General features: G+C 72.5%; 10 protein-coding genes. 6 read left to right on the forward strand and 4 right to left on the reverse strand.

What is annotated here, in order from left to right:
- Positions 1-68: 68 nt before the first annotated feature.
- Positions 69-1688, reverse strand: coding sequence for a chitinase (locus tag ACFCX4_RS27185; RefSeq protein ID WP_376147577.1), 1620 nt, complete (start codon positions 1686-1688; stop codon positions 69-71).
- A 422-nt stretch (positions 1689-2110) separates the two neighbouring features.
- Here ACFCX4_RS27185 and ACFCX4_RS27190 point away from each other — a divergent pair, with 422 nt between their 5' ends.
- From ACFCX4_RS27190 to ACFCX4_RS27205, 4 genes are all read left to right on the forward strand, one after another.
- Positions 2111-2905, forward strand: a complete 795-nt coding sequence (locus tag ACFCX4_RS27190; RefSeq protein ID WP_376147580.1) for an isoprenyl transferase — start codon at positions 2111-2113, stop codon at positions 2903-2905.
- A gap of 250 nt (positions 2906-3155) precedes the next feature.
- The gene (locus ACFCX4_RS27195) at positions 3156-4490 is read left to right on the forward strand and encodes a PhoH family protein (protein WP_376147583.1); all 1335 of its coding nucleotides are present in this window, start codon (positions 3156-3158) and stop codon (positions 4488-4490) included.
- A 465-nt stretch (positions 4491-4955) separates the two neighbouring features.
- Positions 4956-5720, forward strand: a complete 765-nt coding sequence (locus ACFCX4_RS27200) for a transglycosylase SLT domain-containing protein (RefSeq protein ID WP_376147585.1) — start codon at positions 4956-4958, stop codon at positions 5718-5720.
- A 490-nt stretch (positions 5721-6210) separates the two neighbouring features.
- Positions 6211-7662, forward strand: coding sequence for an AI-2E family transporter (locus tag ACFCX4_RS27205; RefSeq protein WP_376147603.1), 1452 nt, complete (start codon positions 6211-6213; stop codon positions 7660-7662).
- A 91-nt stretch (positions 7663-7753) separates the two neighbouring features.
- Here ACFCX4_RS27205 and ACFCX4_RS27210 read toward each other — a convergent pair whose 3' ends face one another.
- A complete protein-coding gene (locus ACFCX4_RS27210) occupies positions 7754-8296 on the reverse strand; it encodes an alkyl hydroperoxide reductase (RefSeq protein WP_376147588.1) in 543 nt (180 codons plus the stop codon).
- 3 nt (positions 8297-8299) lie between these two features.
- Positions 8300-8851, reverse strand: a complete 552-nt coding sequence (locus ACFCX4_RS27215) for a peroxiredoxin (RefSeq protein ID WP_376147591.1) — start codon at positions 8849-8851, stop codon at positions 8300-8302.
- A gap of 192 nt (positions 8852-9043) precedes the next feature.
- Between ACFCX4_RS27215 and ACFCX4_RS27220 the strand changes: the two genes are divergently transcribed.
- Positions 9044-9997: a LysR substrate-binding domain-containing protein gene (locus ACFCX4_RS27220; RefSeq protein WP_376147594.1), complete on the forward strand. Its 954-nt coding sequence runs from the start codon at positions 9044-9046 to the stop codon at positions 9995-9997.
- Positions 9998-10059: 62 nt separating this feature from the next.
- Here ACFCX4_RS27220 and ACFCX4_RS27225 read toward each other — a convergent pair whose 3' ends face one another.
- Positions 10060-10683: a TetR/AcrR family transcriptional regulator gene (locus tag ACFCX4_RS27225; protein ID WP_376147597.1), complete on the reverse strand. Its 624-nt coding sequence runs from the start codon at positions 10681-10683 to the stop codon at positions 10060-10062.
- A gap of 161 nt (positions 10684-10844) precedes the next feature.
- Between ACFCX4_RS27225 and ACFCX4_RS27230 the strand changes: the two genes are divergently transcribed.
- Entirely contained in the window at positions 10845-13037 is a 2193-nt protein-coding gene (locus ACFCX4_RS27230) for an MMPL family transporter (RefSeq protein WP_376147600.1), read from the forward strand.
- The last annotated feature ends 166 nt before the right edge of the window (positions 13038-13203 follow it).

The raw sequence follows: 13203 nt of genomic DNA on the forward strand, positions 1-13203 counted from the left end.
GGTCAGGTACGGCGGGCCCGGCGCCGGCGCGCAGGCCCCACCCTCAAGGAGCGGCGCGCCGGGGGGAGTTACGGCATCTGGTGGACGAACGGGCCGACCGTGTTGGAGAAGGCGTTCCCGTTGACGGAGTCCCAGTTGGTGGACCAGGTCATCGCGCCGCGGATCGTCGGCCACTTGGCCGGCGGGACGAAGCTTCCGCAGTTCTTGCCGGTGGCCAGGCAGTCCAGCGCGTTGTTGACGACGCTCGGCGAGACGTAGCCGCCGCCGGCCGCCTTGCTGGAGGCCGGGACACCGATGCCGACCTGGTCGGGCCGCAGGCCGCCCTGGATCTGGGTGCAGACCTGCGAGGTGATGAAGTCGATGGTGCCCTGGGTGTAGACCTTGCCGTCGCAGCCGTTCATGCCGCCCGAGTTGTAGAACTGGGTGTTGACGACGGTCAGGATGTCCTTGGTGTTGAGCGCCAGCTGGAAGTAGGCACCGGCGGTGGAGTACATCCCGATGGTCTCCGGCGCCATCGTCAGGACGAAGCCCGGGCCGACCTTGGCCTGGAGGCTGTGCAGCGCGTTGCCCAGGTGGGTCGGGTTGACGCCGTTCTCCAGGTCGACGTCGAGGCCGTCGAAGCCGTAGTCCTTGATGACGGCGTAGGCGCTGTCGACGAAGTTCTGGGCGGCGGCGGCGTCGTTGACCGAGATGGCGCCGTTCTGGCCGCCGATGGAGATGATGACCTTCTTGCCGGCGGCCTGCTTGGCCTTCACGTCGGCGCGGAACTGCGCGTCGGTGTAGCCGCCGAGGCCGGCCGAGAGCTCCGGGTCCAGCTTGAAGGTGATGGCGCCGGCGCGGGTGGGCACGGCATCGGCGAAGGAGATCGCGATGATGTCGTAGGCGCTCTGGACGTCGCTCAGCTTCTGGAGGTTGTTGCCCTTGTTGTCGAAGTTGTGCCAGTAACCGGTGACGACGTGCTTCGGCAGCCCCGGGTTGGGGTTGACGGTGCTGGTCGACGTGGGGGTCGGGGTGACCGTCTGGGTGGGGGTGGGGGTGACGGTCTTCGTCGGCGTCGCGGTGGCGGTGGGCGTGACGGTCGCGGTCGGCGTCACCGTGGGGGTGACGGTCGGGGTCGCGGTGGGGGTGACCGTCGGGCTCGGGGTGGAGGGGCCGCCGGGGCCGCTCAGCACCACGTCGTCGGCGAGGAAGGCGCTCTGGCCGTACCAGCCGTGCAGGTAGACGGTGACGCTCTTGGCACCGGCACCGGTGGTGAAGGTGGTGGAGAGCTGGTTCCAGCTGTTCTGGTTGGACCAGACGCTCGGGTCGGTGGCGCCGGTGCCGCGGGCACCGAGGTAGGTGTACGAGCCCTGGACCCAGGCGCTCAGGGTGTAGCTGGTGTTGGGCAGCACGCTGATGGTCTGGGTGCACTCGGCGGTGTCCGCCGCGCCCGGGGTGGCCTGCAGCGCGCCGGTGCCGGAGTGGACCGGCGTGGTGACGGCGCTCGCGGCGCCGGTGCAGACCCAGCCGCTCAGCGAGCCGTCGAAACCGCCGTTGGCGACGAGGTTCCCAGCGGCCGCGTTGGCACCACCGGCGAAGAGGGCGAGACCGGTGCCGGCCAGGGCGAGGGCGGTGACGCCCGCGGCGAGAGCCGGGACGGGGCCGCTGCGGCGCTTGTGCGACGCGGGCCGGTTCAGCGTACGGGCCATGGAGGTGCGCTCCTGTGGGGGAGGAGCGGCCGCCGCGGTGGGGGGCGCGGCGGCCGCGTGTGGGGGAGGGCATTGCGTCCGGAGTACTGCCTTGACGGGGGCGGGTCAGATGTTCCGTTCCGCCCTGGGAACAAAAGCTGGACTAGACCATTGGGGGTCGTCAAGCATTGAACCGTCGGCTTACGGATTCCTTAAGGAATCGGAGACCGTTCCGTATCCGGCCGCCGGGCGTTCCCCGGACCGTCCCCCGGACGCCGTGCGGGTACGTTCCGGCCATCGGCGCCGTGCCCGCCGAAACGGACTCCGTACCGGACCGTGACCCTCCTGCGACCTGCGGCTTTCCGTGCCACCACGGCGCGGGAGTAGGCTGCGCCGGGGGTTCTGAAGCACCCGGTGAAGTGAGTACGGAGGGGCCGAAAACCATGGGTCTGCGGGATGTCGTCGAACGCACGCCGGGTCTGCGCGTCCTGCTGGACGGGATGTACGGCCTCTACGGGCGCCGGGTCGAGGTCCACCTGGCCCGCACCCCGCACCACATCGGGGTGATCCTCGACGGCAACCGCCGCTGGGCCCGGGCGACCGGCGGCTCCACCGCCTACGGCCACCAGCGCGGCGCGGACAAGATCAGCGAGTTCCTCGGCTGGTGCGACGAGACCCACGTCAAGGTCGTCACCCTGTGGATGCTCTCCACCGACAACCTCGACCGTCCGGCGGACGAGCTGGTCCCGCTGCTCGGCATCATCGAGGACGCGGTCACCAATCTGGCCGCCGCCCGCCGCTGGCGGATCCACCCGGTGGGCGCGCTGGACCTGCTGCCGCAGCACACCGCCGACGTCCTGAAGCGGGCCGAGGAGGAGACCGCCGGCATCGAGGGCATCACGGTCAACGTGGCCGTCGGCTACGGCGGCCGGCACGAGATCGCCGACGCCGTCCGCTCGCTGCTCCAGGAGCACGCCGGCCGGGGCACCTCGATCGAGGAACTGGCCGGGATCCTGGACGTCGAGCACATCGCCGAGCACCTCTACACCAAGGGCCAGCCCGACCCCGACCTGGTCATCCGCACCTCGGGCGAGCAGCGGCTGTCCGGCTTCCTGCTCTGGCAGAGCGCGCACAGCGAGTTCTACTTCTGCGAGGCCTACTGGCCCGCCTTCCGCAAGGTCGACTTCCTCCGTGCGCTGCGCGCCTTCGAGCAGCGCAACCGGCGGATGGGCCTCTGACCGGGACCGGCGCGCCCCGGGACATCGGGGCCCGCGTCCCGGTCCGCCGGGATTGACCACCGTAGGGGCTGGCCTACCCGGCGGCCGGGCGAGGCCAAACGTTCACCGGCAATGATCCGTCAGTTCTCCGGGGGCGCGAATGCACCGCCCCCCGCCTGGGAATACTCCGATCAGACCGGCCCCGAGGCCACCGGGGCAGCGGGGGCCGGCTTGCCGCGGATGACGCAGGGTCATCCGCCCTGGAGGCCTAGTGGTCAGTTCCAAGAGCCGCCGGACACCAGACCGGCGCACGTACGTTCTCGACACCAGCGTGCTCCTGGCGGACCCTCTCGCCATGACGCGCTTCGAGGAGCACGAGGTCGTCCTCCCCGTGGTCGTGGTCACCGAGCTGGAGGCCAAGCGGCACCACCCGGAGCTGGGGTACTTCGCCCGGCAGGCGCTGCGACTGCTCGACGACTTCCGCATCCGGTTCGGGCGCCTCGACGAGCCGATCCCGGTCGGCGAGCTCGGCGGCACCATCCGGGTCGAGCTCAACCACTCCGACCCGTCGATACTGCCGGCCGGCTACCGGGCGGGCGGCGGCGAGGCCGACACCCGGATCCTGGCGGTGGCCCGCAACCTGCAGGCCGAGGGGTACGACGTCACCGTCGTCTCCAAGGACCTCCCGCTGCGGATCAAGGCCAGCTCGGTGGGCCTGCTCGCCGAGGAGTACCGGGCCGAGCTGGCGATCACCTCCGGCTGGACCGGCATGGCCGAGCTGCACGTCCCGGCCGACGACGTGGACGCGCTGTTCGCGGCCGGCCACGACGCGGGGGTGGACGTCGAGGGCACCGCGGACCTGCCGGTGCACACCGGGCTGGTGCTCACCTCCGAGCGCGGCAAGGCGCTCGGCCGGGTGGCCGGCGACGGCCGGGTCCGGCTGGTGCGCGGCGAGCGCGAGGCCTTCGGCCTGCGCGGGCGCAGCGCCGAGCAGCGGGTGGCACTGGACCTGCTGCTCGACCCGGACGTCGGCATCGTCTCGCTGGGCGGCCGGGCCGGTACCGGCAAGTCCGCGCTGGCGCTCTGCGCCGGCCTGGAGGCGGTCCTGGAGCGCCAGCAGCACCGCAAGGTGATGGTCTTCCGGCCGCTGTACGCGGTCGGCGGCCAGGAGCTCGGCTACCTGCCGGGCAGCGAGACGGAGAAGATGAGCCCCTGGTCCCAGGCGGTCTTCGACACCCTCTCGGCGGTCACCACCCCGGACGTGATCGAGGAGGTCATCTCGCGGGGCATGCTGGAGGTCCTGCCGCTGACCCACATCCGGGGGCGTTCCCTGCACGACGCCTTCGTGATCGTGGACGAGGCCCAGTCGCTGGAGCGCAACGTCCTGCTGACGGTGCTGTCCCGGATCGGCCAGGGCTCGCGGGTGGTGCTCACCCACGACGTGGCGCAGCGGGACAACCTCAGGGTCGGCCGGTACGACGGCGTGGTGGCGGTGGTGGAGAAGCTGAAGGGGCATCCGCTCTTCGCGCACATCACGCTGACCCGCTCGGAGCGGTCGCCGATCGCGGCGCTGGTGACGGAGATGCTGGAGGACGTCCAGCCCTGACCCGCCGGCCTCCGGCGATCCGGACATTGCCGGGCATGTCCGAACAAAGGAGTCAATTCCCGGTATGGGGCCCGTTCCTGAGGGGGCGGGCCCCGTCCTTTTCATCACATCGAGTGTTTTCCGTCCGGCGAACGCCGGTGCGGTGAATGTGACATCCGCCACGCAACAGGGAATTGCGTCGACAGGTCCCCTTACGGCATGGTGAGGGTTCTGTCAGGCCCCGCGTACGGCATGACAAGGCCTCCGGGAGACCGGGAGCCCGGCCCGGACGGTCCGCCAACTCCGGTCGGTGGACGCACAATTGAAGACCGAAAGCCGTACGCCGCCCGATCAAAACGCCCGGTCGACCCAACCCGTCCGGACGCCGGGTCAGTACCTCCCGTGACCAGCACCGTACGGAGGGCAGCGCCAAGGGGCATGTTGCGCCCGTACGGTCACGCGTGGGCGATGCTGGAAGGAATCCATGTGACTCGGATCTCGGTCCGGGGAGTTGCCGTCGCCTCCGCCACCGCCGTCACCGCCGTAGGTGCCGTCGTGGGCATGGCCTCGGGCAGCGAGGGCAAGGCCACGCAGACGATTGACGTCGCCGGCGCGACCCTGCTCGCCGAAGTCCCCTCCGGCGCCCAGGCGCAGACCATCAGCGACAACATCGGCACGCAGGCCTCCGCCCAGCAGGCCGCCGCCGACGCCGCCGCCAAGGCGGCCGCCGAGCAGAAGGCCGCCGAGGAGGCAGCGCGCCAGCAGGCCGCCGCCGAGGCGCAGGCCAAGGCCGACGCCGCCGCCAAGGAGGCCGCCGAGGCGGCTGCCAAGGCCGAGGCGGAGAAGGCCGCGAAGGCCGCCGAGGAGAAGCGCAAGGCCGACGAGGCCGCCGCCAACCGCTCCAAGGCCCGCTCGGCGATGGCGGCCACCGACAGCACCGCCCCGCCGGTCTCGGTGAGCCCCGGTTCGGTGCAGGAGCTGGCCCAGCAGATCGTCGGCAACGACGCCCAGTTCCAGTGCTTCAGCCAGATCGTGAAGCGCGAGAGCGGCTGGAACTACACGGCCACCAACAAGAGCTCCGGCGCCTACGGCCTGGTCCAGGCGCTGCCCGGCTCCAAGATGGCCTCGGCCGGCGCCGACTGGCGCACCAACCCGGCCACCCAGATCAAGTGGGGCCTGAACTACATGAACTCCCGCTACGGCAGCCCCTGTGGCGCGTGGTCGTTCTGGCAGTCGCACCACTGGTACTAGGAACGCCCGCCGCGGCCCCCGCTCACGCACTCGCCGTGACCGGGGGCCGCGGCGTTTCCGCGCGGTGCCTCCGAAACTGTCCGCTCCGTACCCGTCCGCTCCGTGCGGTGTGCTCCGTGGGCCGGAGCGGGCCGCCCCGCCCGGGCTGCGCTGACCAGTGCGCCCACGGGCGGTGCGGTCCTGGGTGCGGACGCGGGGACGGGGAGGGGTCCTGGTAGCTCCCCGCACCGGCCGGTCCGCCGACAGTCGGCTCCGGGTTCCCGCCCGACTCCTCCCCGCTGCCGTATGCCTGAAACCACCCGGAACGGGCTGTTTTGCCCCGTGATCGGCCCCGCGCCGGGCGGCCGGCGGCCCGAAGAACCGGAACGGATCACGCCCGCGGGGCGGACTCACCGCGTCCCCTCCGGGTAGCGTCTTCCTGACGGCCGTGGCAGGACCCACGGCGTGCCGCCGCACCGGGCGGCTCCGGCGGGGAGAAGTGGTAGTGAGCATGGCGCGGGGCGGAAAGGCCTTCAAGGCCGTGGCCAAGGGCGTGGCCGTGGTGGCGAGCGCCGCCGCCGTGATCGAACGGCGTCGGCGGGCCGCGATCGCCGCCGACTTCCACGAACCGCCGCTCCCGGCCGGTCCGTCGCCGCAGGGGGTGGCGGGTCCGCCGGCCGAACCGCCGGCCGAACCGCCGCCGGGTCCGCTGCCCGCCCCGCGCGGTGAGGCCGCCCCGCCTCCCGCGCCGGCCACCGCCGCGCCCGCCGCAACCCCGGTTCCCGGGGCCGCTCCCGGTGCCGCGGCCCCCGCCGCTCCCGTCCACGGCCACTTCGGACGGCCGGCCACCCCCGCCGAGGCGGTGCCGTGGGGCCTGCGGGTGGCCGCCGAGTCCACCTGGCGGCTGCTCCTGCTCGGCGCGGCGCTGTACGTCGTCTTCTACATCGTCGACATGCTGAGGCTGGTCGCCTTCGCGGTGCTCGCCTCGCTGCTGATCTCCGCGCTGCTGGAGCCCACCGTCTCCTGGCTGCGCCGACACGGCGTCCCCCGCTCGCTGGCGGCCGGCGGGGTGTTCATGAGCGGCCTGGCCGGCATCGGGCTGGTCGGCTGGTTCGTGGTCTGGCAGGTGACCACCAACCTGGAGACCGTCACCAGCAAGGTCAAGGCCGGTGTCGACCAGCTGCGGGACTGGCTGATCACCGGGCCGCTCCACCTGACCGAGCAGCAGATCACCGACTTCGCCAACCAGATCACCAAGGCGATCAGCACCAACAGCGAACAGATCACCTCGGCCAGCCTCACCGGCGCGCAGATCGCCGTCGAGGTGCTGACCGCCGTCCTGCTGGCCTTCTTCACCACCTTCTTCCTGCTCTACGACGGCGAGCGGATCTGGAACTGGGCGCTGCGCGGGCTGCCCCGGCACTCGCGCTACGCGATGGCCGGCGCCGGGCCCAAGGCCTGGGCCACGCTCACCGCCTACGTGCGCGGTACGGTCTGCGTGGCGTTCATCGACGCGGTCTGCATCGGCATCGGCATCCAGCTGCTCGGCGTGCCGATGGCGCTGCCGCTCGCCGTGATCATCTTCCTCGGGGCCTTCGTCCCGCTGGTCGGCGCGCTGGTCACCGGCACGGTCGCGGTGCTGATCGCGCTGGTCACCACGACGCCGTGGACGGCGCTGATGGTGCTGGTGGTGCTGATCGCCGTCCAGCAGATCGAGGGTCACGTGCTCCAGCCGCTGATCCTCGGCCGCGCCGTCCGCGTCCATCCGCTCGGCGTCGTCCTCGGGGTGGCCGCCGGCTCCATCATCGGCGGCATCGGCGGCGCGATCGTGGCCGTCCCGCTCATCGCCGTCACCAACACCGTGGTCACCCACCTGCGCCGCCGCAACGAGGCGGGCCAGGCCGTCTTCACCGCCATCGAGGCCGCCCGCGAGGCCGCCGCCCGGCCCCGCGCCGGTTCCTAGCGGCCCGCACCGGAGCCGGGGTACGCGAACGGGCCCCTCGTACCGGGCTCGGGGAGTCCGGGGCGAGGGGCCCGTTCGGGAGCTGTGCGGGTCAGGCGGTGACGCCCGCGAGGGCGGCCTCGGAGTCGAGGACACCGGCGACGGCCTGGAGGACCGCGGCGATCTTCATCGAGGCCTGGACGACCTCGCGGTCGACGCCGGCCTTGCGCAGGACGGCCTCGTGCGAGTCGAGGCACTGGCCGCAGCCGTTGATCGCGGAGACCGCGAAGCACCAGAGCTCGAAGTCGATCTTCTCGACGCCCGGAGTGCCGATGATGTTCATCCGCAGACCGGCCCGCATGCTGCTGTACTCCTTGTCGGAGAGCAGGTGCAGCGTCCGGTAGTAGACGTTGTTCATCCCCATGATCGCGGCCGCGCCCTTGGCGGCGTTGTACGCCTCGGGGGAGAGGTTGGCCTTGGCCTCCGGCTCCAGCTCGCGCAGGACGGCGGGGCTGCGGGTGGCCATCGCGCAGGAGAGGACGGTGCCCCACAGCTGCTGGGCGGGGAGGTCGGAGTTGCCGATGACCGACCCCAGGTTGAGCTTGAGGTCCTTGGCGTAGTCCGGGAGGGCGGACTTCAGGTCGTCGAGGGCCATGGGTCAGCCCGCCAGGAGGGCCTGGGCGTCGAGGGTGTCCTCGCCCTTGTTCCAGTTGCAGGGGCACAGCTCGTCGGTCTGCAGGGCGTCCAGCACCCGCAGGACCTCCTTGGGGTTACGGCCGACGGAGCCGGCGGTCACCATGACGAACTGGACCTCGTTGTTCGGGTCCACGATGAAGACGGCGCGCTGGGCGGTGCCGTCCGCGTTCTCGACGCCGCAGGCGCGCATCAGGTCGTGCTTGATGTCGGCCAGCATCGGGAACGGCAGGTCGTTCAGGTCCTTGTGGTCCTTGCGCCAGGCGTGGTGCACGAACTCGGAGTCGCCGGAGACGCCGAGGATCTGGGCGTCGCGGTCGGTGAACTCCTCGTTCAGCTTGCCGAACGCGGCGATCTCGGTCGGACAGACGAAGGTGAAGTCCATCGGCCAGAAGAAGACGACCTTCCAGCCGTTCTGCTCCTCCGAGGAGTAGTCCTTGAACTCCAGCTTGTCCGCGGACGGCCCTTCCACGCCCTTGAGGTTGTAGGCCGGGAACTGGTCACCGATCGTGAGCACGTTCGCTTCTCCTGAAGTGAGACTGAGGGGAGTTTGTCCGTTTTGCGGAACAGGCTCCACCATTCCACATCGTGGACTGATCAGGGAAATAGCTACACTCGATGTGTCTGATCGGAGAGAGTTATCAACAGCCCCGTGCCCCCCGCCCGCCCCGCCCGTCGCAGGGCCCCCGCCCGCAAGGGTGACGCGAGTGTGGCGAACGCCACAGCGCGCAGTCCCCGGACGCCCACGGTCGCCCAGCTCAGGGCCTTCGTCGCGGTGGCCGAGCACCGGCACTTCCGGGAGGCCGCGGCGGCCACCGGGACGAGCCAGCCGGCCCTCTCCGGGGCGGTCGCGGCGCTGGAGGAGTCGCTGGGCGCGCAGCTCGTAGAGCGTACGACGCGCAGGGTGATGATCACCCCGCTGGGGGAGCGTGTGCTGGCGCACTCGCGCCGGGTGCTCGCCTCCCTGCAGGCGCTCACCGAGGAGGTCGACGCCGCCCGCCGGCCGTTCACCGGGCCGCTGCACCTCGGCGTCATCCCGACCGTCGCCCCGTACCTGCTGCCGACCGTGCTGCGGCTGGTCCGCGACCGCTACCCGGAGCTGGAGCTGCACGTCCACGAGGAGCGGACGCCCTCGCTGCTGGAGGGGCTGGCCGCCGGGCGGCTGGACGTGCTGCTGCTGGCGCTGCCGGCCGGCGGGAGCGCGCCGACCAGGGACATCCCGCTGTTCGACGAGGACTTCGTGCTGGTCGCCCCGCCCGAGCACGAGCTGGCCGGCCGGATCGACGTGTCGCGGGACGTGCTGCTCGACCTGGACGTGCTGCTGCTGGAGGAGGGGCACTGCCTGCGTGACCAGGCGCTCGACATCTGCCGCGAGGTCGGCGCCGACCCGGCCGGCTCGACCACCCGGGCGGCCGGCCTGTCCACCCTGGTGCAGCTGGTGGCCGGCGGGCTCGGGGTGACCCTGCTGCCCGCCACGGCGCTCGACGTCGAGGCGGGCCGCACCGACCGGCTGGCGGCCGTCCGCTTCGCCGCGCCCGCGCCCGGCCGGCGGATCGGGCTGGCCACCCGGCCCGGTTCGGCCCGCAGCGGCGAGTACGACCGCTTCGCCGCCTCGCTGCGCGAGGTGCTGGCGGAGCTGCCGGTCCGGATCGTCCAGCCGTAGGGCGCCCGCGCGGACCCCGCCGGCCGGGGTCCCGGACCCGGGCCGCCGGGGCCGGAGCGGCCTCAGGTCCGGGCGGCCGCGCCCAGGCAGAGGCCGACGGTGGTGGCGACCAGCAGGTCCAGCGCCCGGCGGGACTCCCGCTCGGGGTCCTCGCCGGCGGCCTTGAGGACCATGTGGCGGTCGGTCAGCCCGTTGAAGCCGGCCAGGAAGTACACCGAGATCTCGTGCGCGGGCAGTGCCAGCTCCTGCTCGTGGGCGGCGGCGAGCCCGTCGAGGAGCTCGGCGGCGGTGTCCTCGATCTCGTGCTGGAGCGCCCGCATGGTCTCCTGCAGGTCCGGGTCGCGCAGCGCCATCGCGGAGAACTCGGTGATCAGCGCGCACCGCCCGTGCTCGTGGGTGGCGCTGTCCCAGAGGGCGTAGACCATCGTGCGGACCTGCTCGCCGAACGGGCCCTCGTCCGGCGCGGCCGCCCGCACCTGGCCGATGAACTCGGCGGTCAGCTGCTGGACGACGGCCCGGTAGAGGTCCTTCTTGGTGCCGAAGGTGTAGTGCACGGTCGCCTGTGCCACGCCCAGCTCGGCCGCGATCGCGCGGGTGCTGCCGGCGGCCACGCCCTCGCGGGCCATCAGGTCGATGGCGGCCTGGACGAGTTGGGGGCGCCTCTCGGCGGCGGGGACATGTGCCATTCAGCCAGGGTATCGCCATGTTCGCACAACCGGTTCGGGCGATCGGGTCACACGGTCTCGTCGCTCGACTTTGTCAGGTGACCAACTTGCGCGTACGGTGGGTCGGGCCGGCCGCGTCCGGTACCCGTGTCTGCCCGAACGACCTGACCGAAGGTGCACGCATGGCCACCTACCTGTACCGCCTGGGCCGTCTCTGCTTCCGCCGAAGGCGCACCGTCCTCGCCGTCTGGCTCGCCCTGCTGATCGCCGTCGGCGGCGCGGCGGCGGCCTTCGGCGGCAAGACCACCGAGGAGTTCAAGGTCCCCGGCACGGAGGCCCAGGCGACCCTGGACCGGATCAGGGGGACCTTCCCCGAGCAGGGCCACGGCTCGGCCCAGGTGGTCTTCGGGAGCGGGGCGCCCGGCGGCATCACCGCCCCGGAGAACGCGGCGGCCGTCGGCGCGGCGATCGCCCGGATCGCCGAGGTCCCGGGCGTCTCGGCCGTCCCCGACCCGTTCACCACCGGTGCGGTCTCCCCGGACGGCACGGTCGCGCTCGGCCTGGTCTCCTTCGACCGCGAACTGGGCGCCATCACCGACCAGCAGCGCGACGCCGTCCGGGCGGCGGCCGACCCGGCCCGCGCGGCCGGGGTCACGGTGGCCTTCGGCGGCGACGCCTACAACGCGATGGCCCAGGTCGACGGCGGCGAGGTGATCGGCCTGATCGTGGCAGGGCTGGTCCTGGTGATCACCCTGGGCTCGCTGGTCGCCGCCGGACTGCCGCTGGTCACCGCCCTGATCGGGGTCGGCGTCGCGATGGCGGGCGTGTTCACGGTGGCGGGCTCGTTCGAGATCATCTCCACCGCGCCGGTGCTGGCGCTGATGGTCGGTCTGGCCGTCGGCATCGACTACGCCCTGTTCATCCTCTCCCGGCACCGCCGGCACCTCACCGAGGGCCTGGAGCCCGAGGAGGCCGCCGCCCGGGCCAACGCGACCGCGGGCAGCGCCGTGGTCTTCGCCGGGCTGACCGTCGTCGTCGCCCTGGCCGGGCTCGCCGTCGCCGGGGTGCCGTTCCTGACCGTGATGGGCCTGGCCGCCTCCGGCGCCGTCGTCGTCGCGGTGCTCGTGGCGGTCACCCTGCTGCCCGCCGTGCTCGGCTTCGCCGGCCGGGGCATCGACCGGCTGCCGGTCCGGCGGCGCGCGCCGCGGACCACCGGCCGCACCACGCTGGGCGAGCGCTGGGGCCGGTTCGTGGTGCGCCGTCCGCTCGCCGTCCTGCTGGCCGGGCTCACCGCCCTGGTCGCGCTCGCCGTCCCGGCCGCGAGCCTCACCCTCGGCCTGCCCGGCGGCGGGTCACAGGCCGGGGGGACCGACGCCCGCACCGCCTACGACCTGGTCGACCGGAGCTTCGGCCCGGGATTCAACGCGCCGCTGGTGATCGTCGTCGACGCCGCGGGCTCGGCGCAGCCGGAGCAGGCGGTGCAGGGCGTGGCCGGCCGGCTCGCCGCGCTGCCCGGCGTGCAGACCCTGCTCCCGCCGCAGATCGACGCGCCGAGCGGCACCGCGCTCGTCCCGGTGATCCCGAGGACCGGCCCGGACCACGCCGACACCCGGCAGCTGGTCACCGACATCCGCGGCCAGCGCGACGCGCTGAAGGCGGAGACCGGCGCGCGGATCGACGTCACCGGCACCACCGCCGCCAACATCGACGTCTCCGCCAAGCTCGGCGACGCGCTGCCGCCGTTCGTCGCGGTGATCGTGGGCATCGCGCTGGTGCTGCTGGCGCTGGCCTTCCGCTCGATCCTGGTGCCGCTCAAGGCGGTCGCGGGCTTCCTGCTCTCCATCACCGCCTCGCTCGGCGCCGTCGTCGCGGTCTACCAGTGGGGCTGGCTGGACGGTCTGATCGACGTGCCGAAGGTCGGCCCGGTGGTCAGCTTCGTGCCGATCCTGCTGATCGGCGTGCTGTTCGGGCTGGCGATGGACTACGAGCTGTTCCTGGTCTCCGGGATGAAGGAGCACCACGTGCACGGCATGGCGCCTCGCGAGGCGGTGGTGGCCGGAGTGCGCAACGGCGCCCGGGTGGTCACCGCGGCGGCGCTGATCATGATCGCGGTCTTCGGCTCGTTCGTCTTCGGCCACGACCCGATCGTCCAGCCGATCGGCTTCGCGCTCGCGGTGGGCGTGCTGGTGGACGCCTTCGTGGTGCGGATGGCCCTGGTGCCGGCCGCGATGACGCTGTTCGGGCGGGCCGCCTGGTGGTTCCCGAAGAGCCTGGACCGGGTGGTGCCGCGGGTGGACATGGAGGGCGAGCAGCTGATGGCCCGGCTGGAGCCGGGGGCCGCCGAGCCCGCGGTGCAGGTGCCCGAGCGGGTCTGACGGGGAGGCAGCGTCATGAGTGAGGCACAGCGGACGTGTCAGCGTCCCGGCTGCGGCGGGACCTACGAGGACATGGGCGGCGGCGAGCTGTACTGCGACACATGCGGTCTCGCGCCGGTCGTCGGCACCTACCTCACGCCCGCGTTCGCCACCGGTGACTTCGCGC

Source organism: Kitasatospora sp. NPDC056327 (genome assembly GCF_042261735.1).
Taxonomy (GTDB): Bacteria; Actinomycetota; Actinomycetes; order Streptomycetales; family Streptomycetaceae; genus Kitasatospora.

Coding starts and splice junctions, on each gene's coding strand:
- ACFCX4_RS27185 (WP_376147577.1), bottom strand. CDS start 1,688: ATGGCCCGTACGCTGAACCGGCCCGCGTCGCACAAGCGCCGCAGCGGC.
- ACFCX4_RS27190 (WP_376147580.1), top strand. CDS start 2,111: ATGGGTCTGCGGGATGTCGTCGAACGCACGCCGGGTCTGCGCGTCCTG.
- ACFCX4_RS27205 (WP_376147603.1), top strand. CDS start 6,211: ATGGCGCGGGGCGGAAAGGCCTTCAAGGCCGTGGCCAAGGGCGTGGCC.
- ACFCX4_RS27210 (WP_376147588.1), bottom strand. CDS start 8,296: ATGGCCCTCGACGACCTGAAGTCCGCCCTCCCGGACTACGCCAAGGAC.
- ACFCX4_RS27225 (WP_376147597.1), bottom strand. CDS start 10,683: ATGGCACATGTCCCCGCCGCCGAGAGGCGCCCCCAACTCGTCCAGGCC.
- ACFCX4_RS27230 (WP_376147600.1), top strand. CDS start 10,845: ATGGCCACCTACCTGTACCGCCTGGGCCGTCTCTGCTTCCGCCGAAGG.